The sequence below is a fragment of the Pseudomonas sp. PS01299 genome (genome assembly GCF_029960145.1).
GTDB lineage: Bacteria > Pseudomonadota > Gammaproteobacteria > Pseudomonadales > Pseudomonadaceae > Aquipseudomonas > Aquipseudomonas putida_A.
The window spans coordinates 1-26,234 of record NZ_JASCPO010000074.1; the positions used below are offsets into that span (position 1 = coordinate 1).

Below are 26,234 nucleotides of genomic sequence, written 5' to 3' on the forward strand. Positions count from 1 at the left end.
CTCCCACAGGGGATCAGTGCCGAGCACAAAACTTGTGTTCACCCATGATCCCCTGTGGGAGCGGGCTTGCTCGCGAAGGCGGTCATCCAGACACTGCAGCCCTCACAGTTACAACACCGAAAAGTTGTAACTCACAATCAACCGGGTCTCATCCACATCCCGCGCAAACTTTTCATAGTTGGTGCGGTAAGTCGCATTGCGCAGGCGCAGGCTGACATCCTTGAACGTGCCCGTCTGGATCACGTACTTCAACTCACTGTCGCGTTCCCACTCTTTGCCTTCCTGATCGCTGCCCGGGACCTTGATGTGATCACCGTTGACATAGCGGGTCAGGAAGCTCAAACCGTTGATGCCGATGGCCTTGAAGTCATAGTCATAACGCAGCTGCCAGGAACGTTCCTGCGCCGCGGCGAAGTCGTTGACCTGCACGTAGTTGACCAGATACGGGTTGCTGCCATCGAGGTACGGCATCGAATTGTCGCCGTTCATGCGCTGCCAGCCGGCGCTGAAGGTGTGGCCGCTGATGCCGTAGGACAGCATGCCGCTCAAGGCGCGGTTGTCGATGGAGCCGGCCTTGGCATCACCGCTGTCGGCGCTTTTCAGCAAACGCAGATCGGCCTTCAGCACGCCATCGCCCAGTGGCTGATTGCCGAGCAAACCAATGAAGTGCTGGCGATAGATGTCTTCCATCTCGGCGTAGTGATACTGCGCGGTCAGGCGATCGTTGATCTTGTAGTCGAAGCCGTACATGTCGAAATGATCGGCGGTGGTATTGCAGGCGTAGCGCTTGTTCTTGCAGTGCACGCGGATGTCTTGCGAATCGGTGGAATCGCGCGCGGTGTACTTGTCCAGACGCGCGGCCATGAAGGTCAGATCCTTCACTTCCCTGGAGGTCAGCATGGCGCCGTTGAACATGGTCGGCAGCAAGCGGCCGTCGTTGTACTTGAGCAACGGCAGATCCGGCAGCAGCGCGCCGTACTTCAACACCGTGTCCGAGACCTTGACCTTGGCGGTCAGGCCCATTTTCGCGTACTGGCCCTTCGAGCCGCGCGGGTTCTCGCCGCTCGACGGCAACAAGCCGCTGTTGCTGCGATCGGGGCTGGAGTCGAGCTGCAAGCCGAGCATGCCCAGCGCATCGATACCGAAACCGACCGTGCCCTCGGTGTAACCCGATTGCAGATTGAGAATAAAGCCTTGCGCCGACTCTTCACGCTTGGAAGCGCCCTGGTCACTGGAGGTGTGCCCATCACGGAAATCGCGGTTGAAGTACACCGTGCGCGATTCGATTTTCGCCGTGGTGTCTTCGAGAAAACCACTGGCCTGAACCTGCGCGGCAAAACCGGCGCACAGCACAACGGCGCCGAAGCCAAACGACTGGCGCGGGGTGATGAGAGGGAATGGGGGACGCATGAAAAACTCCAACAGTACAGCGTTTGCGCCGGGGCGCAGTCAGCCAGAAAAATAGCTCCCGTCCCGGGTCAAAAACAGCCGGGAAGAAGTGGACACGCAGGGGTGAGTTGCAATGATGGCAGATGGCTTTTACGGGTTGAAGGCGACTTTAGTCTGAAACTGACTGGCGATTCTTCGGCCTGCGATGGGCTCAAATCATGCGCTGACCAAGGGCTCACGACTGCGAAGCCCCCGGTTTCATTGGGTTTAAACGCCGTCATAGGGGTTTTCCCTATACAGCGCGGGACCCCTCTCTACGGCATTTGCGCCTTGAACGAGGCGGTTTAATCCTCCATCATCCGTCACCTGCTTATTCAATGGACGGAATTCAAGGCATGCTGGACGCCAACGCTACCCACATTACCCTTACCCTCGAAGGCGCCTCCGCCGACCTGCAAGTGCTCAGCTTCACCGGTCGCGAAGCCCTCAACGAGCCTTTCCGTTTCGACCTCGAACTGGTCAGCGCCCGTCCCGACCTGAAACTCGAAGAGTTGCTGCACAAGCCCGGCGTCCTGACCTTCGGCGCCACCGGCGAAGGCAAGATTCATGGCCTGGTGTACCGCATCGAGCAAGGCGATTCCGGCAAGACCCTGACCCGTTACAGCATCAGCCTGGTGCCGCAACTGGCCTATCTGCGGCACAACCATGACCAGCAGATTTTCCAGAATCTCACGGTGCCGAAAATCATCGCCCAAGTGCTGGAAGATCGCGGCATTCTGGCCGACGCCTACAGCTTCCAGCTCAACGCCGAGTACCCGCAGCGCGATTACTGCGTGCAGTACGACGAGTCCGACCTGCATTTCATCCAGCGCCTGTGCGAAGAGGAAGGCATTCACTTCCACTTCCAGCACAGCAGCAGCGGACACAAACTGGTGTTCGGCGACGATCAGACGGTGTTCCGCAAACTCAAGGCCGTGAGCTACCAGCAAGACTCCGGCATGAGCGCCGACAAACCGGTGATCAAGCGCTTCAACCTGCGCCTGGAAACCCGCACCACCCGCGTCAGCCGCCGCGACTACGACTTCGAAAAACCGAAGATCCTGCCCGAAGGCGCGGTCAAATCCGAGTTCGCCCCGGATCTTGAGGACTACGATTACCCCGGCCGCTTCACCACCCGCGAGCGCGGCAAATTCCTCTCGACCCGCGCCCTCGAACGTCATCGCAGCGACTACAAACTCGCCGAAGGCAAAGGTGACGAACCGACCCTGACCAGCGGCCACTTCCTGACCTTGGCCGAACACCCGCGCGCTGAATGGAACGACTTGTGGCTGCTGCTGGAAGTCTTCCACGAAGGCAAACAACCGCAAGTGCTCGGTGAAAACGTCACCAGCGACGTCACCGACAACAAAAGCGATTTCCACCAGGGCTACCGCAACAGCTTCCTCGCCACCCCGTGGGACGCGCACTACCGCCCTGCCCTCGAACACCCGAAACCCAAAGTCCTCGGCAGCCAGACCGCAGTCGTCACCGGCCCGGCCGGTGAAGAAATCCACTGCGACCAGTACGGCCGCATCAAAGTCCAGTTCCACTGGGACCGCGACGGCCAGTCCGACGACAAAACCACCTGCTGGCTACGCGTCGCCAGCGGCTGGGCCGGCGCCGCCTACGGCGGCATCGCCATCCCGCGCATCGGCATGGAAGTCCTCGTCACCTTCCTCGAAGGCGACCCCGACCAGCCCCTCGTCACCGGCTGCCTGTACCACAAGGAAAACGTCGTCCCCTACGACCTGCCGGCAAACAAGACCCGCAGCACCTTCAAAACCCTCAGCTCCCCGGGCGGCAAGGGCTACAACGAGTTTCGGATTGAAGACAAAAAGGGTGCCGAGCAGATCTACATCCATGCCCAGCGCGATTGGGACGAGAACATCGAGCACGACCAGAAGATCCGCGTGGGCAATGAGCGGCATGACACGGTTGAGGCCAACACCTACAGCGAATTCAAAGTCGAAGAGCACCGCATCACCCATTTGAATCGCGTCAGTGAAATGCGGGCGGATGACCACCTGACGGTGGGCGTGACGCAGCATGTGAAGGTCGGTACGGCGCAGTTTGTCGAGGCTGGGACCGAGATTCACTATCACGCGGGTGACAAGGTGGTGGTTGAAGGAGGTATGGAACTCACGGCCAAGGCTGGCGGGAGTTTTGTGAAGGTCGATGCCGGTGGGGTGACCATCAGCGGGGCTGAGGTGAAGATCAATACCGGTGGGGCGCCGGGGGCGGGAACCGGGATTGGGATTCTGCCACCAAACTTGCCTCTTGATGCTCCGACATCGCCAGTTCCCCAAATACCGTTGACCGCCTTAATTAATTTTAAAAAAGCCAGCGTAGCAGGGGTACAAGTAATTCCAGTGTGCGGTAAACAATCTAATGGAATTTGTACTCGCGGGGACTGCACATGCATTTGATGTTGAAATCTTGTGACGAATTAGCGCCTACAGATTACCCTCGTGCTCAAGCTGGAATGAGCCTATGGCTTCTGGCTGATCGCGTACGCTCTCCAGAGATTCTACAAGAGCTCTACAAAGACAATAACATTGAAGTGAGTTCGCTACTCGCAGGCTCTCCGCACGGCCACTTAGGGGATGCAAGCCCGATCCTTGTGAACTTAAAACAAGGATTGCTACCTGACAATGTCAGGCAAAAGCTACAGGTAGATCGCTGCGGGATTCTGTTGGCTGCCGAATCCCCTGTTCGCAAACACCTGCAGTATCTCTTTACAAAAAATTGCCGCCAACATGGGTTAGTGTATTCACGCTATTACGACCCCATTAACTGGTCTTGCCTACACCACTCATTAAACGATAATTTCAAATCTAGATTATACGGACCAATCAAACATGTTTGGACCCTTTTGCCAAATAGCAACATCAATGAGTTTAAATGGGGTCGGTGGGACAACCCAAATACGAATACAACCTCCACTACGCCCGACTTACCGTTAGAAATCCCCGACGTTTTTTTTGACATGAGTGAAACTTTGCGTTGGCAGTACTGGATTTACCACCAAGCTTTTGAACAAAATATAGACGCAAGGGATCTTGATCTTTCAAAAGCCATTTATCAACTTAATGTATTAGTTAAATCAGGAATCGATCAGGGGGCTCACCTGCAATCGTTGGTTCCTCAGATTCTTAACGATCCTGATTTTGTCCTCATGCCCGAAGCAAAAGAGATTTTGCGTAAAGATATAAAGGCTTATGAGAAAACCGCACAACTCGAATCGTTGGCTAAGGGATGAAAGCCATGACAATTTCAACTGAACAACCTAAACAGTCGCCTGTAGTATTAGAGCCTGCAACTGAAGTTAAAATAAAAAGCACTGAAAAATTTGGAGATAATCCAGGCACTGGCTGCGCTAAAGAATATGAAGATATTATTTATGTAACAGCACAAAGAAAATTCTGGTTAATCACTAAGGAAGTGGCGGACCAACTCGAAGAAAGCGCCGTACTCATGTCGAAACGAGTGGCCGTCACGGATCGCGCCGAACGTATGCAGCAGTTAGACAAGGCCGGCCTAATGGCATGCTTCGCCTCTCCAGCGCTGTCTTCTTTTCTAGACGGACAAGACAAGAAACGCTTTGATGAACTTGACGACCAAATCAATAAGATAGAGTCGTCCAACAAGAGCTCATTAGACACCGCTAAGGCTCAGACCGATGTAGTAAGGCGCCGCATCGACATTTACGAGGCAGAAAATGCAGCAAATCTATCTCTTCGCAATGATGTTCTCGCTTTAGCAGAAGAACGAAAGCAACTTGAAAATAAAGGTCGGAAAGAAGCTCTAACGAAAGGATATATCGAAGAGAACGGCCGACTGTACAGTCCGCGAGAAATTAAAATTAGCGGCCTCATAGGAACTTACTGCAAATACCGGGAAGCTTCTAAAAAGAAAGCATTTACAGAAAACGACTTTTTCCTGAAGCGTGAAGCGCCCATCTGGGAGTTACTCACCCATTATGAAAAGCTTCTTGAACGCACAGAAAAAGAAAAAAAGGTCGACGGACTATTAAAAGAGGATATTAGCAAGCGCATTGAACACTTGGAAAGTGTCCTAGCGGAATATACGAAAATCATTCTCGACCTCGCAGACCTGGGAATTGCCACTCCAGAATTCGCCCTCAATCCTGAAAGCCAACGTGCGGGTACCTTACGCTTTCATGACTACATGCAACTGGATAAAGAGTTAGACTCTACGATAAAAAAAATTATCGCAGATTTTGAAAAGTGGTGTGCCGCAACTGGGGACAGGGCAGTACCGCCCTCTTCAGTTTTCACTGAGAACCAGAACAAATATTTAGAGATTCAGGAAAAGTCTCGTTTGATGCGGCAACAAGCAGAAAAAAACTTAACTGCTGTAAAGCCATACAGATTATTGCTCTGGGATCCGCAAGCCTATACGCCTAAGCCAGTTGACTCTCTTGTGAAGGCTAACATCCCACTTCGCGAGGTCAGCATGGCCTCTTCTAGCAAACCCCTTTCCCATCTAAGCCTTATGGACTTACGCGCTTATGCAAATAAGGGGATGTATGAGCTATTAAAAAACACTAAGATTAAGGGCATTGCAAAATCAGATGAAGATGCTGCATTCACTGAATACTTGGTTGGCAAGGGATGCAAGTCATTAGAAATCAACACCGATTGGTTTGATAAAGGACTCTTTCAGCCTGAGCGCCTCTTCAAATTCCTTGACAAGGAACACTTCAAAGTCAAAAGCATCCGGTCTCCTTCGGCCCAAAAACCATGGGGAGAAAACTTGCAAGCAATGATCTTCGAAGACGATACTTTGCGCCAACTGGCTCTCTTTGATAATAGCTATGCCGCAATGTTTGTCAGAATGCTAGGCGGCGGAGCAGCTCCCAGCATACATGGAAGAGCAGAAATTAGCGGACCGAAACTAAAGGATAAGAAGCTAGCGGGCATTGAAATCGGAATGGAAGTTTCCTTAGCCCGTGGAGAGGTGGATATACTTGATCTAAAGCTACCTGACCCGGCAAGCATAAAGCCTGTAACCTTGGAATATATTTCTTACAAGGGTGAACCAAAAACCCTGGATCTTGGCGAATACTATTTAGAAATAAACGCCAAAGCATGGGGCTTTGTAGGCGCTAGTTTGATTCTAGCCAGAGACCTGAAAGTCAGCGCCGAACACGGAAAACTGGGAATTAGCGGGTCCGATGACGCCATTGAAAAAGCGACAGAAACGGTAAAAGATGCAAGCCAAGACCCTGCGAAACCTAAAGAAACCGAACCCGATGTAAAGCTATTTCTCGGCGCTCAAGTCGGCTGTCAAGTAACAGGACAATTGAAATGGAAGCCCCCTGTAAATATCCGCCCCGCCCCTCCAGTCCCTGGCTATGCACGTACAAATGCCTGGAACACACTCGCAAAACTTGAAGTCAGCGTAGCCGGTGGCGCAGGCGCGTCTCTACATGGTGCATTCTCTATTAGCATGAAAGACGGCCGTTTGAGATTAAATGCTAAAGCTTCTTTATTTTTTGGTCTAGGGGCAACTGGCTCTGTCAGCTTTGAAATAGACGCAAAAAGTATAAGTGATTGGTTAAGGATGATTAGGACCGCCCTTATTGAAAATGACATGCATAGATTGGAATGGATTGATGAAAGTGCATTTAGCTATTTAAGCAAACTATCCTTCCTAGGTATTGTTACCATGGGAGACGTCGCTTTTTATGCAGCCCAAACTGAAGCAAGAGTTAATCAGCTATACGACTCAATGACGAATGGAAATCGGGCGAGCTTAATTGGCTACAGCATTGCAAGCTTCCCGGATAAAATGGGTTATAAAGAGTGGTTTGCGGGCCTTCAACCTGAAGCGATTGGCCCACTACTTCACACACTTTGTAGTACTCCACGGGGGTTCAAGGCAACGGACTCTTCAGATACGGCTACCGCCAAGAGCTTTGACTCAACTCAGGCGATAATGTATCAACAGCAAGCCATTGGCTTTTGTATTGAATGGATTGCTCAGTCCCCAACCAAACAACCTTTCAATGCAGTGATACCGAATGAAGCCCAACGTCAGTTTGAAGAGGCCGTTTCGCGCATGAACCGTCATGGATTAACCTCCGAAGAGCCAAAACTTGATTTCTGCAAAAACTTGTATCGCCTGAATAAATTTATGGAGGAGCAAACCGGAAAACTAGGAGCCGAGAGAACGACCATTGATTTGCGCCGCGCCGAATACAAGAAAAACGTCGCTAACTTGGGCCAGCATATAAATCATTTGTGCAGCACTACCGTTGAAAGCAGTCCCCTGGGCTTTATCTCAGACGCTTACAACACAACCACAACAGTATACTCAGGACAAAAATGAAATATAAAACTGTAGCTTTATTTTTTCTGGCATTAATTCCCAGCCTGTCATTTGGTGCACTTACACCTGAACAAGCAAGCGCCAAAAGCCACGGACTTGAGCTATACAATCAAAATCAATGGTTCAAATTAGAGCCATACCTGAAAGTATCAGCTGAAGCTGGCGACATAGAGTCCCAATATTACTTGGCAGAAGCATTACGCCATCAAAAACTTTTTATGACCAAAGACGCACAATATTGGTACGAAAAGGCAGCTTCAAAAGGTCATGTGTATTCAATGCTAAGACTCGGTGAGAACAAAGAAATTTGTACGTTGACGGATGAATGCAAGCGGGATGAAAAATACTGGATAAACACCGCACGTAAAACCGCGAAAGAATGCGCAGACGCCGGCGAAAAGAAATGCTTGCTGATGATGTACAACGCAACCGCTGACGTCGAATGGCTTAAAAAATCAGCAGAAGCCGGCACCCCCTTGGCACAGAGCCTTCTTGCGCATCGCTTCGAAGAGGGTGAAGGATGGTTTTTATTTCCATCTCAACGTAAAGAAGCCGTTATGAAATTGGCCAAGGCCTCGTCTGACGGTGGGTACCCTCCTGCGATGTTTGAATGGGCTATGGAGTTAGCGAAACAAGGTCAACCAGAAGCCGCGAGAGAAACACTGATAAATTCAGCAAAGACCGGATATGTAGATGCAGTGTTTGAGTACGCCGCCGCTCTCTCATCTGAGGATCACGGAAAAAAATATGGCGTGGAGGTCGACAAATCAAAATCCTACGCCCTATTCAGCCTTCTTTCAGAACTCGGTGACAGTAGCCCAGGTGACTTGGCACAAAAACAGTTACCGGCATTGGCAAGTAGCATGTCAAACAAGGAGATCGATCAAGCAAAGAAAATCACCAAAGACTGGAAGTCCTCCAACCCTCCTCTTTCTTATTTCACGCCTGAATTTGGCTTTTAAATCACCATCTCGAAGATGAGCTTTCCGACTAAAAAAACATCACAAAAAGCCGTTATTAAATTGTTAGCGTTGATCTCGCCGCTTACATCTGTGAATGGGAGGGTGCACCGCCCTTGATTAACCCCCCTCTTTATCTTTGGCTGCAATACTATTTCCACAGTTGGAATCCGCGCAGCCAATCAAAAACAAGCAAATAACCTTCTGGGGCAATTTTATACAATCGACTATAAACAGACTCCGCCATATCTAAACTAGCAACAGGCGCAGCCTGGAATCGAGGGCTCACAGCACTATTCAGGAGAAGCACTTTTAGCGAAAAGCAACTCTAGGAACGCATATACCAAAAACATGGTACGAAGCGTCTGCTCGGCAAAATAACCCTACAGTATTTGCACCTTGAACGACGGCACAGAACCATGGGTCGCAACATATAGACGCGTATCACCTGGATCGCGAAGGTAGAGCCATCAACAATATTAATGGACAGCTTTTTTACTCCCCATTAGAAGGCATGACGTTACCGCCCATCGAAATCAAGGAACTGGCATGGTTCTAAAAAAAGCAATGCAAAAAATAATCGCCAAATATGGCAACGTCCCTGCGGAGACTCTCAATGAACACACGCCGACAGGGCAAAAGCCTCTAGAGCTTTTTATAACTGATGAACACACAGAAAATTATTTATCGCTAAAAACTGGCACAGACCAAAACCGCGGCTTACTCAGCGGACTCCTTGGAGGAGTTTCAGCCTTAATTGCACTTATTATTGGAGTGTGGATGGCGCTGCTCGGCAAGTGGGATGGTGTTGCTTGGATGTTAATCCTGGGCATACCTTTATTCACAGTGCCGATTGTTATTGAAGCGAGACGAAAACTGCCGCTTCCTGTGATCTTCAACCGAAGAATTAAAGAAATTTACTTCGATAACGATGGCGAACTTTACCACACACCATGGCGAGGAATAGAAGCCGTTGCCTTCGAGTTTGACATTGTAGGTATCTACTCTGGTAACATTCGACACGCTTCACTCGAAGTATTGATGAAACGACTGGGAGAGCCTGAAAACTCAATTATGGTCAGCCTAGGCGCCCCAGCAGGCAAATCATTAAACATGCAAAAAGGATTCTGGGAATACATTCGCTCCTACATGAACAATGGGCCTTGGTTCGACCACAATGGAGAACATAGCGAGTCGGATGAGTTTGTGAAAAGCCAATTAGCATTAAATCTAAAGCAGTCTGAAAATTTAAGTGCCTGGCGAAAAATAATCCAAAACAAAAAAGAAGCTAGTGGCGGAAAAAATTTCCTTACCGGCACTGACGCACTAATGCTAATAAGCAACATCATTTTTTACCCTTCCAATAAGATCCAGGAATTTGTATATGAGAGGGCAAAGCGTCGTTCACGTAATCGCTGGCCTGAAATTGTTACCGAAAGACTACGATCTGATGGCCCCACCACGAGACTGATTGATTTAGAGCGCGAGCGCGGCCTTTCCGTTTGAGTCTGAGGCTTTGCTACGTTGAACACGGGCGAGTCTCACTCCCTACCCGCGTCTACGTCTGTCAATTGCGAATCAAACCGGCGCCTTCCAATCCAGCATCTGCTGCTGTGCCACCTGCAGCAAATCATTGCCATCCTGCGCCAGCAGATACAGCGCATGGGTAATGTGTGGAATGTCCTGAACATCGCCATGGCGGAAGCACAAGCAGTGCAGGGTTTCGAGCAGGTCGCTGCAGGCGCGGATGCGCTGGACGGCGGACTCGAGGATGTCTTGGGGGTTCGCTTGGGTGTCGATGACCATTGGCGCGCTGTCGGTGACGCCGCTGTTGAGCGGGTGATAGCGGCTTGGGAGCGGATTTGGTGTAAGCATATTGATTACTCGATTGTTTCGAAAGTAACCAGCCAGCATCGTGACCAAACGATGGGAGGCGGACCGTGTACAGGCTTGGTCAACCGAGAACAATCAACTCAGCTCGCCCGAAGGCGTCCTGCACACGGCCACCACAGCAATGCACTACACGGTCAAAGAACTCCGCGGTGCAAATGATGGCACATATGCAATCGATTATTCTCAGGTGACCAAACCCGAATCGCTGATTTTGCAGCGACGCCAAACCATAACCGCCCCGTTCCCGCCGCCGGAAGCAGACAAAGCATCCATCCTTGTAGGAATCGGCACCGCATTCCCGAGAAATCATCCCTCTGCCAGACAGCCGGCGTTCAGCGAGGTTAACCATCGCTTAACGCCGCAGTCCAAGACTTTACTGAACCGCACACCTCAGCCCCTGGCTGGCGCCGAGTGCGGCAGGTTCGGCCGTAAGGCGCCGAACGCTTATTCCGTCGCACGGGAGTCCAATTCATGAACATTCGCACGCTATTGTTTACCTCCGCCCTCGCCTGCACCGCGTTCGCCGGGCTGGCTCAGGCCAATGACACCAACGCTGCTACCCAGCCCGTTCCCTATCAGTACGGCATGCCGTTGCATGTGAACAAAGTGATCTCGCTGACCGAGCCACAGACTCAGCAGTGCAAGGTCATCACCGCCGACATGAAGTACATCGACAATGCAGGCAAGCCGGCGGAAATCACCTACCGGAAAATGTCTGACGCCTGCAGCTTCCAGAACTGACAGAAGGCTCTGATTTGCGGCTTTGCGGTAGGCGGTGAAGGGTTCGCGGGTTATGCTCGGGGTCACTTCTCACTGCCGCAAGGACTCGCCATGCAGTTGTCGTTTCGCACGTTGTCGATCATCACGTCTTTGTTGTGTTTCGTGCTCGCGCTGGCTTGGGGCTTTTTCCCGCAGGTGTTGCTGGCGATCTGGAGCATTGAGTATTCGTTCGCTGCCGGTTTTGTAGCGCGGCGCAGTGCGGTGCTGTTTGCGGCGTTGGGGGTGATGTTTTATCTGGTGCGCAGCGCGCCGCCGTCGCTGGGTCGCAATGCCCTGAGTAACGGGTTTATCGTCGGTTGTTTTGGTTTGGCGGTACTGGGTTTTGGCGAATGGCTGAACGGCCATGCTGGCCCCGGGATTCTGCTCGCGGTGCTGGTCGAGTTCGCGCTGGGCCTTGGCTTTGTGCAGGCCCGGCGCGTGACGGTCGAACTGGGTGAAACGGTGAGTTAAAGCGCTCTGGAGCGAGGACTGTAATGCTGTGGTGTGGTTTGTTGCGCCAGATCCGAACGCAGGCCGGCAATCAGTTCATTGATCTCGCGACAGCCATTGAGATGGCTGGCGTCGATACCGCTGACGTGCAGATCAACCTGGTCAGTCTGGTGGTCACCGAAGACCTTGACGGTCATCGACAGGTCTGGCGACAGCGTGCACTGGCAGCGTTTAGGCAAAAAACTGCTTTCAATGATATTGCGTAGTTCCAAGGCAGACAGAAACATGGTGAACCTCTCCTTATTGATGAAACTGCCAATCAACTCTTCACGTTGACCGCTTTTGCTGCCCCTGCACGGGTGTGTCCCCGCTGATTCCCTGGTGCGGCAAACGGTTGTACTGCGAAATGCCCATTGGAGTGTAGGCGCCCGAAGCCGGTGCGCTGCACCAAAGCGACGCATAAAACGTGCCTTTCATCGGGTCATTTCGACCCTCATGAAATCAAGCACTTGGCGCGGTGGCCAGCAGTTGGCCAGTTGCAAAATGCAAGATCGACCCTCCTGAGCACTGCAATTTGCAAGTCGACGCCAGTTTGCATTCATCGCTGATGACAGTGAGAATGCCCGACATCCACCCTACACCCGCCAGGAGGCTTTCATGGGTTCTTTACGCGCTCGCGCGACAGTCGGTCTGCTCGTTGCCGGCCTGTCTACCCTCGCCCACGCGGCCAAACTCGAAGACGTCGCGCCGTATCCCAAGGCGGAAAACGGCTTCACCCGCCAAGTCATCTACCTGCCCAAACAGGATCAGGAGGAGAACTTCCAGGTTGAAGTGCTCGCCGGCAAAACCCTGGAAGTCGACTGCAATCGCCAGCGCCTGGGCGGCGCTCTGGACGAGAAAAACCTCGAAGGCTGGGGCTATCCGTTCTACCGCCTGGAAAAAGTCATTGGCCCGATGAGCACGCTGATGGCCTGCCCACCCGGCACCGCGAAGAAACGCGCCTTTGTCCCGGTCGTCGGTGACGGCTTCATGCTGCGCTACAACAGCAAGCTGCCACTGGTGATCTACGCCCCGAAAGATGTCGAGGTGCGCTATCGCATCTGGTCGGCTTCGGACAAGGTCGGCACTGCTATTGCGGAATGACCTGAACAGGGAGCACCAAACTTGATTACCTGCCATGTGCGATACGTGATCGATCCGTACCAATTGACCGAGTTCGAGGCCTACGCCAAGGCCTGGCTGGGCATCGTCGAGCGCTTGGGCGGCACGCATCACGGCTATTTCCTGCCCTCCGAGGGCGCGAGCAACATCGCTTATTGCCTGTTCAGCTTTCCTTCGCTGGCCGATTACGAAAGCTACCGGCACATCGCGCTGACCGACCCGGAAAGCACGGCGCTGGTGGAATCACTGGTGCAGAAGAAATTCATCGTCAGCTACGAGCGCAGTTTCCTGCGCCCACTGCTGCCCTGAGTGTTATCACGCCGGGACGCCGCCGCACACCGCGGCGCGCTCGGCGACATGGCGCAGGCTGTCGAAGTTTATATTCGCGCCGGAGTCGATCGCGACGAAGGTCTGCCCGCGAACACCGGTGCGTCCCACGTATTGCTTGATGCCGGCCACCGCCAATGCCCCGGAAGGCTCGGTGATCGAGCGGGTATCGTCGTAGATATTCTTGATCGCCGCGCACAGCTCGTCATTGCTGACGGTGACCACCTCGTCCACGCAAAACCTGCACACCTCAAAACCATAAGCGCCGATCTGCGCCACCGCCACCCCATCGGCGAACGTTCCGACACTGGGCAACACAACGCGCGCATCCGCTTGCAGCGCCGCCTTCAGGCAGGCCGAGTGCTCCGATTCGACACCGATGATCCGCACCTCCGGACGCAGGTATTTGACGTACGCCGCGATGCCGGCAATCAGGCCGCCCCCGCCCACCGGAACGAAGATCGCATCCAGCGGCCCCTGATGCTGACGGAGGATTTCCATGGCAACCGTGCCTTGGCCGGCGATCACGTCCGGGTCGTCGAATGGAGAGACAAAAGTGCGCCCGGTCTGCTCGGCCAGTTGCAGCGCATGGGCCAGGGCAAACGGAAAACTCTCGCCGTGCAGCAGCGCCTCGGCACCCCGACTTCGTACCCCAAGCACCTTGAGTTCGGGGGTGGTCGAGGGCATGACGATGGTCCCCGCGATCCCCAGCTCCCGCGCTGCCAGAGCCACGCCTTGGGCATGATTGCCCGCCGAAGCGGTGATCACCCCGCGTGCTTTCTGCGCATCGCTCAATTGCACCAGCTTGTTGTAGGCGCCACGGATCTTGAAGGAGAACGTCGGTTGCAGGTCTTCGCGCTTGAGCAGGATCCGGTTGCCCAGCGCCTCGGACAGCGCCGGCGCCGCCTGCAACGGCGTGCGCACGGCAATGTCGTAGACCGGCGCGGCAAGGATCTTTTTCACGTACTGCTCAAGCAGGGCTTGCTGGTCGGGGCTGTATTTCATCGTCATCTCCGGGTGCTCTGTGTAGGAGCTGCCGAAGGCTGCGATCTTTTGACTTTGTATTTCTCAAATCCAAAGCAAGATCAAAAGATCGCAGCCTTCGGCAGCTCCTACAGGGAGCCTTCGTTGTTAAAACCCCGGAGACAGAAAATGAAAACCCGCCTCTAGGGCGGGTTGGGTGCTGCAGTCGTGAGCTAGCCCGCCAAATGAGGAATGGCGGTAATAATGCTTGGCTGGCAGCGCAATACGGTGGAAGTCATGGGCCTGAAATTAGCCCGGCGGCGGCCGGCGAGTCAATGGCTTATTTGCGGACGCCAAGGTAGGCTGGCGATTCTGCTCATCACCCCAAGGAAGGAATGCATGATGTCTGTCGCCCTGCCCCTCACTGCGTTGATTGCGTTTACTGGCTACACCGTATCGGTGATGCTCCAGGCCGAACAGTCGTTGATCGACTTCGGCCTCAGCCTGATGTCGCGTCCGGACACGGCGCAGGTGGTGATTGATCTGTATCTGCTGGCGACGCTGGCCGGGGTATGGATGGTTAAGGACGCCCGCTCGCGAGGGATGTCGGTCTGGTCGGTGGTGCCGTATCTGTTGCTGACGGCGGTGTTTGTGTCGATTGGGCCGTTGTTGTATCTGGTGGTGCGTGGGGTTCGGGAGCGCCGGAAAGTGATTGTGCCAGATCCAGCGGGCTGATCCTGAGCCTCCGGTGCTGCTGAAATAGCTTTCGCGAGCAAGCCCTCTCCCACAAGGGATTTGTATCAGGCACAGATCCCCTGCCAACCCGCAATCCACTGTGGGAGCGGGCTTGCTCGCGAAGGTGTCAGCTCAGGCACCGATCAATCACTGGGCCAGCCGCCGCAGCCCCAACAACATCCCCCCCGCCCCCAACAACATCACCAGCAGAAACAACGGGTAAGAAATCCACCACGGCGTGCCTGCCGTCATCATGCTGAACTCGGACATCCCGCCAATGCTCGCAATCAGGTTCAACGGCAGAAACACTACGTTGATCAACGTCAACTTGCGCAGCAAGTTGTTCATGCTGTTATTCATCAAGTTGCCGCGCGCATCGATCAGCCCCGAGAACACCGTGGAGTAGATCTCCGCCTGCTTGTAGCACTGGTTATTCTCGATGATCAGGTCGTCGATCAGCCCGATCGCTTCGCTGCCGAAATGCAGCTTTTCCGCGTGATTGCGCAGCCGCGTCAGCACCGCGCCGTTGCTGTGCAGAGCATTTATGTAATAGATCAGGCTTTCGCTGAGGTTGAACATCTGCACCAGATGCTGGTTCTGCATCGAGGCGTTGAATTTCTGTTGAAGCTCGCGGGCCACCAGTTTGATCACCTTCAGATGGCCGAGGTAGTGATGGATGTTGTTGAACAGCAAATCGAGCAGCACATCCAGCGGTGCATTGAGCGGCTGGCGCGTGCCGATGCCGTGCAGCGGCGTGTCGTCGGTGGCGATCACCAGCAGTTGCCCGGGAGCAAACAGCAGGCCGCAGGACGACACCTCAAACGCCAAGCTGCCACCGCCGGAATAGTTTTCCGGACGTTTCCAGATCAGGAATAAATGATCAGGGTGAAACTCGATTCGCGAGACCTCGTCCGGGTCCAGCGCCGAGGCCAACGCGTGTTCGTCGACCTTGTAGTGGCTGTGCAGCAAATCGCGCTCGGCCGCATCGGGGTTGCTGAACATCATCACCTCGGCGTCCAGCCGCTCGACCCGCTGCAGCGCGCCATGACTCAATGCGAAACTGCTGATCATCGGCGCGTCACCAGGCCTGGCCGCGACGCTTGAGCTCCAGCCGTCGCACGAACTCCTCCAGCACCAGTGAATACAGATCGTCCTGCAAGTAGGCGTCTTCGATACCGGCATCGAGGTTGGGGTTGTCGTTGACCTCGATTACTACCACTTTGTCGCCGGCCTGTTTCAGGTCCACGCCGTAGAGGCCATCGCCGATCAGGTTGGCGGTCTTGACTGCCAGTTCGACCACCGCTCGCGGCGCCTCGTGAACGGCCAAGGTACGGCACTCGCCGTTGATGTCCTGGCCCTTGGCTTTGTGGTTGTAGATTTGCCAGTGTCCCTTGGACATGAAGTATTGGCAGGCGAAGATCGGTTTGCGGTTGAGCACGCCGATGCGCCAGTCGTACTCGGTGTAGAAAAACTCCTGAGCCAGCAGCAACACCGAGTGCTCGAACAGTTCGGCGGTGGCTTCGAGCAACGCCTGCTGGCTTTCGACCTTGATCACTCCGCGAGAAAAACAGCCGTCGGGGATCTTCAGCACCAGCGGAAAACCGAGGCGTTCGCCGACCCGCTCGAAGTCTTCCGGTCGTTCCTTGTAGAGAATTTCGGTGGCGGGCATGCCCAGTTGGTGGCTGTTGAGCAGGTCGGTCAGATACACCTTGTTGGTGCAGCGCAGGATCGACGTCGGATCATCCATGACCACCAGCCCTTCGCTTTCGGCTTTTTTTGCAAAGCGATAGGTGTGGTTGTCGACGCTGGTGGTCTCGCGGATCAGCAAGCCGTCGTACTCGGCGATCCGCGCATAATCCCTGCGCTCGATCAGTTCGACGTCGATGCCCATGCGTTTGCCGACCCGCACGAAGTTTTCCAGCGCCTTGGCGTTGGATGGCGGCAAGGCTTCCTGCGGATCGTGCAGGATCGCCAGGTCGTAACGCGCCACTTGTGGCGAGCGTGGCGCCCGCCAGACTTTACGGCTGAAGCCGTCCAGCGCATTGGCGAACTGATCTTCCTGGTCATCACGCAACTTGTGCAGAGCGCCGGACTTTATGCCTTCGATGTGCCAACCGTTAGTTCGCCGAAACTCAACTAACAGAATCGGACACGGGAACACTTCAAACAACTGTCGAGCCAGATCCTGCAGCGGCTCGATATGCGTCTTGCCGAAGTAAAGTGTCAGGGTAAAACCTTCGGTATCGCTGTAGAGATGATGACTGAGGGCCTTTTCCAGGGTTTTATCGAGATCGTCCAGTGCCAGACCGTAAAGCGATTTTTTCGTCAGCTCGCTGATGGTACGTACCGATGGAATCACCTTGTGGCCGCGGGCTTCAGCCAGCAGCGAGCAGTAGTAACCGTGGCCCAGGTACTTGTAGCTGCGGCACAGATTGATCACCTGCACCCGCTTGCCCGGCTCGCTGTCACGGGTTTGCTCAAGATATTCCTGAGCCGTGACGATGTCCTCGCTGGGAAAGTACGAGGCCCAGTCTTCCTTGCGTTCGACGATAATCAACACTTGACTGGAAGTTCTGATGGCTGGATTTAAAAAAGTTGCCGCCGGCAAACTTTGCTCGGATACTTCGCGCCAATGACCCTGTACCGCTGACATAGAGATTGATCCGTTGGAGAACAAGACCATTTCTATTAAGCACGAAGTTTTTCGAAAGTCTCGTTTCGTTACGCAACTTTTACGGTGGTCATATGAATGCTGTTTTTCGTTTGGCGGTAGTTGAAGATCTGCCAGCGCTGCTGGCCCTGGAAATGCAATGTTTCACCACCGACCGGCTCACCAGCCGCAGCTTTCAGTGGATGATCACCCGCGCCCATGCGCAGCTAATGGTCGCCGAGATCGACGGTCGATTGCTCGGCTACGCACTGGTGCTGTTTCATCGCGGCACCTCGCTGGCGCGCCTGTACTCGATCGCCATTGCCGGGGAAGCTCGCGGCAGCGGATTGGGCAAACAGTTACTGCAACGTATCGAGGCCTGCGCCGTCGAGCATGACTGCGCATACCTGCGCCTGGAAGTGCGTATCGACAACCCCACCGCCATCGCGCTTTACGAGCGCAACGGCTACCGACGCTTTGCGTTGATTCACGATTACTACGAAGACCACGCCGATGCGTTGCGTCTGGAAAAGCGCATTGTTCAGCACCGTGACTCGCGCAACATCAAGGTGCCCTATTATCCGCAAACCACTGAGTTCACCTGTGGCCCGGCCTGCCTGCTGATGGCCATGGGCGCGCTGCAACCTGAGCGCTTGCTGGAGCGGCGTGAGGAATTGCAGATCTGGCGTGAAGCGACCACGGTGTTCATGACCTCCGGCCATGGTGGCTGCAGCCCCCAGGGCTTGGCACTGGCGGCCTGGCGACGGGGGTTTCGGGTGCGTCTACAACTGAGTATGACCGGACCGTTGTTTCTCGATGGCGTGCGCGATGAGCATAAAAAAGACGTCATGCGCCTGGTGCACGAGGAGTTCACTGCGCAAATGCACGAAACCGACATCGATCGGCAGATTGGCACCCACCTGGATTTGCCGAAGTTGTTACAGGCTGGCGGACAGCCTCTGGTGCTGATCAGCAGCTATCGCCTGACCCGCTCCAAATCACCGCATTGGGTGGTGGTCACCGATTGCGATGAAGACTTTGTGTATCTGCACGATCCGGATGTCGATCACAGCCAGCATCGTCAGCCGATGGACTGCCAGCATGTGCCGGTCAGCCATGGCGAGTTTGAGAAGATGAGCCGGTTTGGGCGTGGCAAATTGCGGGCAGCGGTAGTTTTGTATCCCCGGAATGAAATCTCTGGCTGACCCGTTGTAGTGAGGGGATTTAGCGAAACGTCGCACCGCCCCGATGGCGCGCGAAGCGGGCCCTCCTGAATTTTTAAGGGCCTGCTGCACAGGCCATCGGGGATAAATCCCCTCACTACAATTGAGACTGAGTGTCTGAAGTGAAGTTATTTCAGACCGATTTTGTACAACGAACCATCCTGTTCATCCGTCAGCACATACAGATAGCCATCCGGCCCCTGCCGTACATCACGAATCCGCTGCTTAAGCTCACCCAGCAGCCGCTCCTCATGCACCACCTTGTCCCCGTCAAACTGCAAACGAATCAGCTCCTGACTGACCAGCGCGCCGATAAACAGGTTCTGCTGCCAAGGCTTGAAGCGGTCAGCGTCATAGAACGCCATCCCGCTGACACCGGGGGACTTCTCCCAGACATGGTGCGGATCAACCGCACCCTCGACACTCTTGCCCTTGGCTTCCGGGATCGGTTGCAGCGAATAGTTGATGCCGTGGGTCGCCAGCGGCCAACCGTAGTTCTTGCCGCGCTCAATGATGTTCACCTCATCGCCGCCACGGGGGCCGTGTTCGTTTTCCCAGATAGTGCCATTCCACGGATTGAGCGCCGCGCCCTGCGGGTTGCGCTGGCCGTACGACCAGATCTCCGGACGCACACCGGGCTGGCCCACGAACGGGTTGTCATCCGGCACCTTGCCGTCGGGGAAGATCCGCACGACCTTGCCCTGCAGCTTGTCGAGATCCTGCGCGGTCGGCCGGTCGTTGTTTTCGCCCAGGGTGATGAACAGATAACCGTCGCGGTCGAACACCAGTCGTGAGCCGAAGTGGTTGCCGGTCGAGAGTTTCGGCTCCTGACGGAAGATCACCTTGAAATCGCTGATCGTCTTCAGGTCATCCGACAGCCGCCCACGCCCCACCGCCGTACCGGCCTTGTCCCCGGCGCCACCGCCCTCGGCGTAGGACAGATAGACCAGTCGATCCTGTTTGAAGTCCGGCGACAGCACCACGTCGAGCAAACCGCCCTGGCCCTTGGCCCAGACCTTCGGCACGCCACTGATGGGCTCGGAACGCTTGCCGTCGGCTGTAATCAGCCGCAGGGTTCCCGGCCGCTCGGTCACCAGCATGCCCTGACGATCTGGCAGAAACGCCAACGCCCAAGGGTGCTGAAGGCCTTGAGTAACCGTGGTGACTTCAAGGGTGCCCTGCTCGCTTTGCAGCTCTTGGGGGGCAGCGGCGAAAGCTGAAGCGCTGATCAGCGCGCCGGCGCACAGCGTGGCTAGAAGGGTTTTACGCAACATGCACGATTCCTTTTGTTCATTTCAAAGGCTGACAGGAACGCAGTCCCGCCGTTCAACGGTTGCCGTCTCCATCGCGTGGCGGTGGGTTGGGGATGAATCTGGGCGGCGTACTCGGCACCGAGCGTTGCTGCTGACCATTGCCAATCCCGCCGTTACCAACGGTGGGCGTACTGGGCGCCGGCACTGTATTCGGCCCGCGAATCGCCGGCGCGCTGGGCTGCGTGCCCTGCATGCTGTTGGGATTGGCCCGGCGGATCGGGCTGTTGTAGGGATTGTTGTTGGTGCCGGTGGGACTTTGCGCCAGCAATAGCGGCGCGGACGGTGCCGCGACGCCGGCATGCGCCAGACCGGCCCCAAGGAGCAGAACGATAATGCCTGGCAGTATTCGGTTCATGGGGTGGCCTCTCGATGCACAGGTGATAGAGCCTTCGAGTCCACGCTACGCCCCGGGTTCGGATTTGTTAACCCGTCGCCCTTAAACAAGATGTAACACGGCTTGACCGGCAACGCCGCGCGCCACGCAAATGCCGGAAACTTTCGCACTGCGCCACAGGTCACCTGATCATCACTTGGAGAACTCACCATGGCTCGGGCAATCTGGAAAGGCGCGATCAGTTTCGGACTGGTACACATCCCTGTCGCGCTGGTGTCGGCAACCTCTTCGCACGGCGTGGACTTTGACTGGCTCGACAGCCGCAGCATGGATCCGGTGGGCTACAAACGGGTGAACAAGGTCACCGGCAAGGAAGTCACCAAGGAGCACATCGTCAAAGGTGTGGCCTATGAAAAGGGCCGCTACGTGGTGCTCAGCGAGGAAGAGATCCGCTCGGCGCACCCGGTGTCGACGCAGACCATCGACATTTTCTCCTTCGTGGATGCCGAGCAGATCCCGCTACAGAACATCGACACACCCTACTATCTCGCACCTGACAAGCGCGGCGGCAAGGTCTACGCCCTGCTGCGCGAAACATTGAGCAAAACCAACAAGGTCGCCCTCGCCCGCGTCGTCCTGCACACTCGGCAATATCTGGCAGCACTGATGCCGCTGGAATCGGCGCTGGTGCTGGTCAAACTGCGCTGGCCGCAGGAAGTCCGCGGCCTTGATGAGCTGGAGCTGGGCAGCGAAGTGACCAAACCGCAACTGGCCAAGGGCGAGTTGGACATGGCTAAACGTCTGGTGCAGGACATGAGCGGCGACTGGAGCCCGGAGGACTACAAGGACGAGTTTGAAGACAAGATCATGGCCCTGGTCGAGAAAAAGGCCCACGAAGGCAAGATCGAGGATGTCGAGACCGTGGGTGGCGAGGAGGAGCGCAAGTCTGCGGATGTTATCGACTTGACCGAGTTGCTTAAACGAAGCCTGGGCGGTAAAGCGCCGGCCAAAGCGAAGGCAAAAGAAAAGCCTGCCAGTAAGGCAGCCCCGGCGAGAAAGACCAAAAAGGCCTCGGGGGCGTAATCAGATGCGGTTCCTGTCAGGAAGCTGACAGGTTGGCTTTGAGAGACTCATCGCTCCCACAGTTGAAATGCGTTCTTTCCTGAACTCACATTCCACTGTAGGAGCCAGCCTGCTGGCGATGGCATAAACAGGCGCGATACACCGGTCAGATCAAAATGAAGATCGCCAGCAAACCGCCGAAAATCGCCCACTTCTCCATGTAGTAACGCGCACGATTACGCTTTTTCAGCTCTTTACCACGCAGGCGAACCTTGTAGATTTTGGTAAACAGGCGATTGATCCCACCGGTGCGGTCACCGGCGTCATTCGGCGCACCGGCCGCGGACATCACGGTACGGCTGAACCAGCTGTTGAACGCCGCCGCCCAGCGATATTTCATCGGGCGCTCGATGTCGCAGAACAGGATGATGCGGTTCTTGTCGGTGGTGTTTTCGGCGTAGTGGATGTAAGTCTCATCAAACATCACCGCTTCACCGTCGCGCCAGTGGTAGCTCTCGCCGTCGACATTGATGTAGCAACCGGCATCATTCGGCGTGTCGAGACCCAGGTGGTAGCGGTACGAACCGGCATACGGGTCACGGTGGCGAACCAGTTTCGAACCCGGTGGCAGCTCGGCGAACATTGCGGCCTTGATCGAGCCGATGCTCTGCACCAGCTCAGTGGTGCGCGGGCACAGCTTCATCGCCGACGGATGGCTCTCGCCGTACCATTTCAAGTAGAAACGCTTCCATCCACTTTTGAAGAACGAATTGAAACCGACGTCATCGTACTGATTCGAGCGCTTGATCTCACCGGCGCGCAGCAGGTTCTGCCCTTCCTGGCGAATTTCTTCCCAATGCGCCTGCAACGGGCTCAGGTCCGGAAACTCGGACGGATCGAGATACGGTTTGTTCGGCTTCTTCGAAAACAGGTAAAGGAAGCAGTTGATCGGGGCCAGAAACGTCGAGTGATCGCTCAGTTGACGGCCCAGTTTGTGACGCACACGTCCACGAAGGTGAACGTATGCAATCGAAATGACATAAATAGCGGCAATGATGAGTTTCACGGAAATCGTCACACGTCAAAAGTGAACAAACTGCGCGCCTGCCGGCCAGAGGCCCAGGGTCTGATGCAGTGGCATGAATACAAATACTATCCCGGTGGCACTTCCTTGAGCCCATGCCGTTAGCGGCTATTGGGTAATCGGATGGCATTTTAGCCATACTTTGTAACCAATAGTGAACCTGATCTGTGAAAAACTGTCCGCTGAATCTGCCAAACAGCAGGCGCGACGTCATCGCCCTATCGTTTAAAGAGCCAGACCAGTACAATCGCCGCCAAACTTTACGCGCCCCCCTTGGTTGATGACGGGACTATCCCGCTTCAGCGCACTTTGACTCGGGCCAAGCGCTCCAGCCGCACCCTCGCTACTCAGAATGCTTCGCAGGAAAAACCTTTGATTTCTACAGCTAACATCACGATGCAGTTCGGCGCCAAGCCGCTCTTCGAAAACGTTTCGGTCAAATTCGGCGCGGGCAACCGCTACGGCCTGATCGGCGCCAACGGTTGCGGCAAGTCGACCTTCATGAAAATCCTCGGCGGCGACCTCGATCCGTCCGGCGGTCAGGTCATGCTCGAGCCGAACGTCCGTCTGGGTAAATTGCGCCAGGACCAGTTCGCCTACGAAGAATTCACCGTGATCGATACTGTGATCATGGGTCACGAAGAGCTGTGGAAGGTCAAGGCCGAGCGCGATCGCATCTACTCGCTGGCGGAAATGAGCGAAGAAGACGGCATGGCCGTGGCCGAGCTGGAAACCGAGTTCGCCGAGATGGACGGCTACACCGCAGAATCCCGCGCCGGTGAACTGCTGCTGGGTCTGGGTATTCCGCTGGAACAGCATTTCGGCCCGATGAGCGAAGTCTCGCCAGGCTGGAAACTGCGCGTATTGCTGGCGCAGGCGCTGTTCTCCGATCCGGAAGTGCTGTTGCTCGACGAACCGACCAACCACCTGGACATCAACACCATTCGCTGGCTGGAAAACGTTCTGACCCAGCGTAACAGCCTGATGATCATCATCTCTCACGACCGTCACTTCCTGAACAGCGTGTGCACGCACATGGCCGACCTGGATTACGGCGAGCTGCGCCTGTTCCCGGGCAACTACGACGAGTACATGACCGTGGCGACCCAGTCCCGCGAGCAACTGCTGTCGGACAACGCCAAGAAGAAAGCGCAGATTTCCGAGCTGCAATCGTTCGTCAGCCGCTTCTCGGCCAACGCCTCGAAAGCCAAACAGGCCACTTCCCGTGCCAAGGCGATCGACAAGATCCAGCTGGCCGAGGTCAAGCCTTCCAGCCGCGTGAGCCCGTTCATCCGCTTCGAGCAGAACAAAAAGCTGCACCGCCAGGCGGTCATGGTCGAAAAGATGGCCAAAGGTTTCGACGGCAAGCCACTGTTCAAGGACTTCAGCTTCCAGGTTGAAGCCGGCGAGCGCGTAGCGATCATCGGCCCGAACGGTATCGGCAAAACCACCCTGCTGCGTACCCTGGTCAACGAACTGACCCCGGATGCCGGTAGCGTCAAGTGGACCGACGCCGCGGAACTGGGCTACTACGCTCAGGACCATGCGCACGACTTCGAAGACGACGTGACGCTGTTCGACTGGATGGGTCAGTGGACGCAGGGCGAGCAGATGATTCGCGGCACTCTGGGCCGCATGCTGTTCTCCAACGACGAGATCCTCAAGTCGGTCAAAGTGATTTCCGGTGGTGAGCAAGGTCGCATGCTGTTCGGCAAGCTGATCCTGCAAAAGCCGAACGTGCTGATCATGGACGAACCGACCAACCACTTGGACATGGAATCGATCGAGGCGCTGAACCTGGCGCTGGAAAACTACCCGGGCACGCTGATCTTTGTCAGTCACGACCGTGAGTTCGTATCGTCCCTGGCGACGCGCATCATCGAGCTGAGCGCCAACGGCGTGACTGACTTCAGCGGCACTTACGATGACTACCTGCGTAGTCAGGGTGTGGTGTTCTAAGAGCAGCTACGAGCCTCCAGCTTCAAGCGAAAGCCCTGTCGGTGTGACAGGGCTTTTTGCATTTCGGAGCCAATATTTATGCGGGCACCAACACCATCGCGAGCAGGCTCACTCCTACATTTGAAATGCGCCCCCTCCTGTAGGAGTGAGCCTGCTCGCGATGAGGCCACCAGCAACAATCGGAATAGCCAGGAAAAATAGTTAGCCTGCTTCCTTTTATTCCAGCACCCAGCCATGATGCCGACTCTCCCACCGCCGCCCGCGAACGAGTCCACATGTCTGCGCAGCAACCGCCTCCGCAAAGCTCCCTGGCGATCACCCTGCAGATCGTCTCCATCGTGTTCTACACCTTTGTCGCCTTCCTGTGCATCGGCCTGCCGATCGCGGTGCTGCCCGGTTATGTGCATGAGCAGCTGGGTTTCAGCGCCATTATTGCCGGGCTGGTCATCGGCTCGCAGTATCTGGCCACCCTGCTCAGTCGGCCGATGGCCGGACGCATGTCGGATACGCTGGGTACCAAACGGGCGATTGTTTTTGGCTTGTCGGGGATTGTGCTCAGCGGGCTGCTGACGCTGATCTCGACGCTGTTGCAGGACTTCCCGATGCCGAGCCTGATCATTCTGATCGTCGGGCGCCTGCTTCTCGGCGTCGCACAGGGCTTGATCGGCGTCGGCACCATCAGTTGGTGCATGGGCCAGGTCGGCGTCGAACACACAGCGAGGTCGATCGGCTGGAACGGCATTGCCTCCTATGGCGCGATTGCCATTGGCGCGCCACTGGGCGTGGTCATGGTCGCCGATTACGGCTTTGCCAGCCTGGGCATCGCTCTGTCGATATTGGCCGCCGGGGCCTTGGTGTTGATCCGCAATAAGCCTTCGGTGCCGGTGGTACGCGGCGAACGGCTGCCTTTTTGGGCGGTGTTCGGGCGGATTGCACCGTATGGGGCCAGTTTGACTCTGGCGTCGATCGGCTACGGCACGCTGACCACCTTCATCACCCTTTATTACCTCAACCGTGGCTGGAGCGGCGCGGCGTATTGCCTGACGGTGTTCGGCGTGTGTTTCATCCTGTCGCGGCTGCTGTTCATTTCGGCGATCAGCCGTTTTGGCGGCTTCAATTCGGCGATCGCCTGCATGAGCATCGAGACCGTCGGCCTGGTGTTGTTGTGGCTGGCGCCCTCTACCGCGTTCGCCCTGATTGGCGCGGGACTGGCCGGGTTTGGCTTGTCGCTGGTGTATCCGGCGCTGGGGGTCGAGGCGATCAAGCAGGTGCCCAGTTCCAGCCGTGGCTCGGGGTTGGGGGCCTATGCGGTGTTCTTTGATCTGGCGCTGGCGATTGCCGGGCCGTTGATGGGTTCGGTGGCGTTGAATCTGGGGTATGCGTGGATTTTCTTCAGTGCGGCGCTGTTGTCAGTGATCGGGCTGGGGTTGACCTTGGTACTCAAGCGCCACTCGACATCCTGAAATTTCGTACAAATCACTGTGGGAGCGGGCTTGCTCGCGAAGGCGGTGGGTCAGTCAAAATATAGAGTGACTGATCTATCGCATTCGCGAGCAAGTCCGCTCCCACAGGGGGATTGA

General features: G+C 55.5%; 23 protein-coding genes and 1 pseudogene. 15 read left to right on the top strand and 9 right to left on the bottom strand.

The genetic code is table 11. From position 1 onward, the window contains the following. Nucleotides 1-108: 108 nt before the first annotated feature. On the bottom strand, nt 109-1,410 hold the full coding sequence (locus QMX91_RS15145; RefSeq protein WP_282412973.1) for an OprD family porin: 1,302 nt from the start codon (nt 1,408-1,410) through the stop codon (nt 109-111). Nucleotides 1,411-1,784: 374 nt separating this feature from the next. Here QMX91_RS15145 and QMX91_RS15150 point away from each other — a divergent pair, with 374 nt between their 5' ends. The 5 genes from QMX91_RS15150 (at nt 1,785) to QMX91_RS15170 (ending at nt 10,247) form a co-directional block, all read left to right on the top strand. Beyond that, a complete protein-coding gene (locus QMX91_RS15150) occupies nt 1,785-3,854 on the top strand; it encodes a type VI secretion system tip protein VgrG (RefSeq protein ID WP_282412974.1) in 2,070 nt (689 codons plus the stop codon). Beyond that, on the top strand, nt 3,845-4,687 hold the full coding sequence (locus QMX91_RS15155; protein ID WP_098964123.1) for a DUF4123 domain-containing protein: 843 nt from the start codon (nt 3,845-3,847) through the stop codon (nt 4,685-4,687). The genes QMX91_RS15150 and QMX91_RS15155 overlap by 10 nt, the downstream gene beginning before the upstream one ends. Nucleotides 4,688-4,692: 5 nt before the next feature. Further along, the gene (locus QMX91_RS15160; protein ID WP_134786480.1) at nt 4,693-7,782 is read left to right on the top strand and encodes a hypothetical protein; all 3,090 of its coding nucleotides are present in this window, start codon (nt 4,693-4,695) and stop codon (nt 7,780-7,782) included. Further along, complete coding sequence (locus QMX91_RS15165) at nt 7,779-8,744, top strand: sel1 repeat family protein (protein WP_282412975.1); 966 nt, start codon at nt 7,779-7,781, stop codon at nt 8,742-8,744. The genes QMX91_RS15160 and QMX91_RS15165 overlap by 4 nt, the downstream gene beginning before the upstream one ends. A 546-nt stretch (nt 8,745-9,290) precedes the next feature. Then, a complete protein-coding gene (locus QMX91_RS15170) occupies nt 9,291-10,247 on the top strand; it encodes a hypothetical protein (RefSeq protein ID WP_282412976.1) in 957 nt (318 codons plus the stop codon). Between the two features lie 72 nt (nt 10,248-10,319). On the opposite strand, the gene QMX91_RS15175 is transcribed toward QMX91_RS15170, so the two are convergent. After that, nucleotides 10,320-10,616: a hypothetical protein gene (locus tag QMX91_RS15175; RefSeq protein ID WP_095669089.1), complete on the bottom strand. Its 297-nt coding sequence runs from the start codon at nt 10,614-10,616 to the stop codon at nt 10,320-10,322. Nucleotides 10,617-10,656: 40 nt separating this feature from the next. Between QMX91_RS15175 and QMX91_RS15180 the strand changes: the two genes are divergently transcribed. The 3 genes from QMX91_RS15180 (at nt 10,657) to QMX91_RS15190 (ending at nt 11,864) form a co-directional block, all read left to right on the top strand. Further along, nucleotides 10,657-11,109, top strand: a complete 453-nt coding sequence (locus tag QMX91_RS15180; protein WP_282412977.1) for a hypothetical protein — start codon at nt 10,657-10,659, stop codon at nt 11,107-11,109. Further along, entirely contained in the window at nt 11,106-11,375 is a 270-nt protein-coding gene (locus QMX91_RS15185; protein WP_223007571.1) for a DUF2790 domain-containing protein, read from the top strand. Before QMX91_RS15180 ends, QMX91_RS15185 begins: the two co-directional genes overlap by 4 nt. A 90-nt stretch (nt 11,376-11,465) precedes the next feature. Beyond that, nucleotides 11,466-11,864, top strand: a complete 399-nt coding sequence (locus QMX91_RS15190) for a hypothetical protein (RefSeq protein WP_134786482.1) — start codon at nt 11,466-11,468, stop codon at nt 11,862-11,864. Here QMX91_RS15190 and QMX91_RS15195 read toward each other — a convergent pair. Further along, entirely contained in the window at nt 11,861-12,130 is a 270-nt protein-coding gene (locus tag QMX91_RS15195; protein WP_007964586.1) for a DUF1652 domain-containing protein, read from the bottom strand. The genes QMX91_RS15190 and QMX91_RS15195 overlap by 4 nt on opposite strands. A 370-nt stretch (nt 12,131-12,500) precedes the next feature. Between QMX91_RS15195 and eco the strand changes: the two genes are divergently transcribed. After that, nucleotides 12,501-12,986 carry a serine protease inhibitor ecotin gene (gene eco / locus QMX91_RS15200; protein WP_223007570.1) on the top strand — a complete coding sequence of 162 codons (486 nt, stop codon included), beginning with the start codon at nt 12,501-12,503 and terminating at the stop codon, nt 12,984-12,986. Between the two features lie 21 nt (nt 12,987-13,007). After that, nucleotides 13,008-13,313: an NIPSNAP family protein gene (locus tag QMX91_RS15205; RefSeq protein WP_003225174.1), complete on the top strand. Its 306-nt coding sequence runs from the start codon at nt 13,008-13,010 to the stop codon at nt 13,311-13,313. Nucleotides 13,314-13,340: 27 nt separating this feature from the next. Here QMX91_RS15205 and ilvA read toward each other — a convergent pair. Further along, nucleotides 13,341-14,342, bottom strand: a pseudogene (gene ilvA / locus QMX91_RS15210) (threonine ammonia-lyase, biosynthetic); the annotation flags it as partial. A gap of 351 nt (nt 14,343-14,693) precedes the next feature. Between ilvA and QMX91_RS15215 the strand changes: the two are divergent. Beyond that, nucleotides 14,694-15,029 carry a DUF2834 domain-containing protein gene (locus tag QMX91_RS15215; RefSeq protein ID WP_282412978.1) on the top strand — a complete coding sequence of 112 codons (336 nt, stop codon included), beginning with the start codon at nt 14,694-14,696 and terminating at the stop codon, nt 15,027-15,029. Nucleotides 15,030-15,176: 147 nt separating this feature from the next. Here QMX91_RS15215 and QMX91_RS15220 read toward each other — a convergent pair whose 3' ends face one another. Further along, on the bottom strand, nt 15,177-16,100 hold the full coding sequence (locus tag QMX91_RS15220) for a CorA family divalent cation transporter (RefSeq protein ID WP_282412979.1): 924 nt from the start codon (nt 16,098-16,100) through the stop codon (nt 15,177-15,179). 7 nt (nt 16,101-16,107) lie between these two features. Continuing rightward, entirely contained in the window at nt 16,108-17,682 is a 1,575-nt protein-coding gene (locus QMX91_RS15225) for a RimK family protein (RefSeq protein ID WP_096796561.1), read from the bottom strand. A 92-nt stretch (nt 17,683-17,774) separates the two neighbouring features. Here QMX91_RS15225 and rimI point away from each other — a divergent pair, with 92 nt between their 5' ends. Then, complete coding sequence (gene rimI, locus QMX91_RS15230; protein ID WP_282412980.1) at nt 17,775-18,884, top strand: ribosomal protein S18-alanine N-acetyltransferase; 1,110 nt, start codon at nt 17,775-17,777, stop codon at nt 18,882-18,884. A 146-nt stretch (nt 18,885-19,030) separates the two neighbouring features. Here rimI and QMX91_RS15235 read toward each other — a convergent pair whose 3' ends face one another. Together QMX91_RS15235 and QMX91_RS15240 are read right to left on the bottom strand one after the other, a co-directional pair. Beyond that, entirely contained in the window at nt 19,031-20,176 is a 1,146-nt protein-coding gene (locus QMX91_RS15235; protein WP_282412981.1) for a PQQ-dependent sugar dehydrogenase, read from the bottom strand. Between the two features lie 52 nt (nt 20,177-20,228). Then, nucleotides 20,229-20,570: a hypothetical protein gene (locus QMX91_RS15240; RefSeq protein ID WP_282412982.1), complete on the bottom strand. Its 342-nt coding sequence runs from the start codon at nt 20,568-20,570 to the stop codon at nt 20,229-20,231. A gap of 189 nt (nt 20,571-20,759) precedes the next feature. Here QMX91_RS15240 and QMX91_RS15245 point away from each other — a divergent pair, with 189 nt between their 5' ends. Next, complete coding sequence (locus QMX91_RS15245; RefSeq protein ID WP_134786487.1) at nt 20,760-21,632, top strand: Ku protein; 873 nt, start codon at nt 20,760-20,762, stop codon at nt 21,630-21,632. A gap of 145 nt (nt 21,633-21,777) precedes the next feature. Here QMX91_RS15245 and lpxO read toward each other — a convergent pair whose 3' ends face one another. Then, nucleotides 21,778-22,677: a lipid A hydroxylase LpxO gene (lpxO, locus tag QMX91_RS15250; protein WP_098968420.1), complete on the bottom strand. Its 900-nt coding sequence runs from the start codon at nt 22,675-22,677 to the stop codon at nt 21,778-21,780. Nucleotides 22,678-23,067: 390 nt separating this feature from the next. Between lpxO and QMX91_RS15255 the strand changes: the two genes are divergently transcribed. Together QMX91_RS15255 and QMX91_RS15260 are read left to right on the top strand one after the other, a co-directional pair. Further along, nucleotides 23,068-24,654, top strand: a complete 1,587-nt coding sequence (locus QMX91_RS15255) for an ABC-F family ATPase (protein WP_027612713.1) — start codon at nt 23,068-23,070, stop codon at nt 24,652-24,654. A 275-nt stretch (nt 24,655-24,929) separates the two neighbouring features. After that, on the top strand, nt 24,930-26,117 hold the full coding sequence (locus QMX91_RS15260; RefSeq protein ID WP_282412983.1) for an MFS transporter: 1,188 nt from the start codon (nt 24,930-24,932) through the stop codon (nt 26,115-26,117). Nucleotides 26,118-26,234: the final 117 nt, after the last annotated feature.

Coding starts and splice junctions, on each gene's coding strand:
- QMX91_RS15145 (WP_282412973.1), bottom strand. CDS start 1,410: ATGCGTCCCCCATTCCCTCTCATCACCCCGCGCCAGTCGTTTGGCTTC.
- QMX91_RS15150 (WP_282412974.1), top strand. CDS start 1,785: ATGCTGGACGCCAACGCTACCCACATTACCCTTACCCTCGAAGGCGCC.
- QMX91_RS15155 (WP_098964123.1), top strand. CDS start 3,845: ATGCATTTGATGTTGAAATCTTGTGACGAATTAGCGCCTACAGATTAC.
- QMX91_RS15160 (WP_134786480.1), top strand. CDS start 4,693: ATGACAATTTCAACTGAACAACCTAAACAGTCGCCTGTAGTATTAGAG.
- QMX91_RS15165 (WP_282412975.1), top strand. CDS start 7,779: ATGAAATATAAAACTGTAGCTTTATTTTTTCTGGCATTAATTCCCAGC.
- QMX91_RS15170 (WP_282412976.1), top strand. CDS start 9,291: ATGGTTCTAAAAAAAGCAATGCAAAAAATAATCGCCAAATATGGCAAC.
- QMX91_RS15175 (WP_095669089.1), bottom strand. CDS start 10,616: ATGCTTACACCAAATCCGCTCCCAAGCCGCTATCACCCGCTCAACAGC.
- QMX91_RS15185 (WP_223007571.1), top strand. CDS start 11,106: ATGAACATTCGCACGCTATTGTTTACCTCCGCCCTCGCCTGCACCGCG.
- QMX91_RS15190 (WP_134786482.1), top strand. CDS start 11,466: ATGCAGTTGTCGTTTCGCACGTTGTCGATCATCACGTCTTTGTTGTGT.
- QMX91_RS15195 (WP_007964586.1), bottom strand. CDS start 12,130: ATGTTTCTGTCTGCCTTGGAACTACGCAATATCATTGAAAGCAGTTTT.
- eco (WP_223007570.1), top strand. CDS start 12,501: ATGGGTTCTTTACGCGCTCGCGCGACAGTCGGTCTGCTCGTTGCCGGC.
- QMX91_RS15215 (WP_282412978.1), top strand. CDS start 14,694: ATGATGTCTGTCGCCCTGCCCCTCACTGCGTTGATTGCGTTTACTGGC.
- QMX91_RS15220 (WP_282412979.1), bottom strand. CDS start 16,100: ATGATCAGCAGTTTCGCATTGAGTCATGGCGCGCTGCAGCGGGTCGAG.
- QMX91_RS15225 (WP_096796561.1), bottom strand. CDS start 17,682: ATGTCAGCGGTACAGGGTCATTGGCGCGAAGTATCCGAGCAAAGTTTG.
- rimI (WP_282412980.1), top strand. CDS start 17,775: ATGAATGCTGTTTTTCGTTTGGCGGTAGTTGAAGATCTGCCAGCGCTG.
- QMX91_RS15235 (WP_282412981.1), bottom strand. CDS start 20,176: ATGTTGCGTAAAACCCTTCTAGCCACGCTGTGCGCCGGCGCGCTGATC.
- QMX91_RS15240 (WP_282412982.1), bottom strand. CDS start 20,570: ATGAACCGAATACTGCCAGGCATTATCGTTCTGCTCCTTGGGGCCGGT.
- QMX91_RS15245 (WP_134786487.1), top strand. CDS start 20,760: ATGGCTCGGGCAATCTGGAAAGGCGCGATCAGTTTCGGACTGGTACAC.
- QMX91_RS15260 (WP_282412983.1), top strand. CDS start 24,930: ATGTCTGCGCAGCAACCGCCTCCGCAAAGCTCCCTGGCGATCACCCTG.